Source organism: Tenacibaculum sp. AWR4_210, assembly GCF_056160945.1.
This window is the reverse complement of the sequence record NZ_JBSWYF010000029.1, coordinates 1-1,248: the sequence shown is the minus strand read 5'-3', so window position 1 is coordinate 1,248 and position 1,248 is coordinate 1. Positions and strand designations below refer to the sequence as shown.

At 52.2% G+C, this 1,248-nt stretch carries 1 pseudogene; it reads left to right on the top strand.

Annotated elements, in window-relative coordinates:
- A pseudogene (locus ACXAG7_RS19855) lies at positions 1-1,248 on the top strand (hypothetical protein); the annotation flags it as partial.

Below are 1,248 nucleotides of genomic sequence, written 5' to 3'. Positions count from 1 at the left end.
CGGCGCAGTTATTTGCAGCCTTAGGAGGAAGTCCAGCTACCGGCGGAACTTGGTCACCAGCATTATCAGGGGCTAATACCTATACGTATACCGTAGCAGCAACGGCACCATGTACCACAGCAGCAACAGCTCAGGTAGTGGTAAGCGAGCAAGCCTTACCAAATGCGGGAACTAACGGAACACTTACCATCTGTGCAGGAAGCACGGTAACATCGGCGCAGTTATTTGCAGCCTTAGGAGGAAGCCCAGCTACAGGCGGAACTTGGTCACCAGCATTATCAGGCGCAAATACCTATACGTATACAGTAGCCGCAACGGCACCATGTACCACAGCCGCAACGGCTCAGGTAGTGGTAAGCGAACAAGCCTTACCAAATGCGGGAACTAACGGAACACTAACGATCTGTGCAGGAAGCACTGTAACATCAGGGCAGTTATTTGCAGCCTTAGGCGGAATTCCAGCGACAGGAGGTACTTGGTCACCAGCATTAGCAGGCGCAAATACCTATACGTATACCGTAGCAGCAACAGCACCATGTACCACAGCAGCAACAGCTCAGGTAGTGGTAAGCGAGCAAGCCTTACCAAATGCGGGAACTAACGGAACACTCACCATCTGTGCAGGAAGCACGGTAACATCGGCGCAGTTATTTGCAGCCTTAGGAGGAAGCCCAGCTACAGGCGGAACTTGGTCACCAGCATTAGCAGGCGCAAATACCTATACGTATACCGTAGCTGCAACCGCACCATGTACCACAGCAGCAACAGCTCAGGTAGTGGTAAGCGAACAAGCCTTACCAAATGCGGGAACTAACGTAACACTCACCATCTGTGCAGGAAGCACCGTAACATCAGCACAGTTATTTGCAGCCTTAGGAGGAAGTCCAGCGACAGGCGGAACTTGGTCACCAGCATTAGCAGGCGCTAATACCTATACGTATACCGTAGCAGCAACGGCACCATGTACCACAGCAGCAACGGCTCAGGTAGTGGTAAGCGAACAGGCTTTACCAAATGCGGGAACTAACGGAACACTAACGATCTGTGCAGGAAGCACGGTAACATCGGCGCAGTTATTTGCAGCCTTAGGAGGAAGCCCTGCTACAGGCGGAACTTGGTCACCAGCATTAGGAGGGGCTAATACCTATACGTATACCGTAGCAGCAACGGCACCATGTACCACAGCAGCAACGGCTCAGGTAGTGGTAAGCGAGCAAGCTTTACCAAATGCGGGAACTAACGGAACAC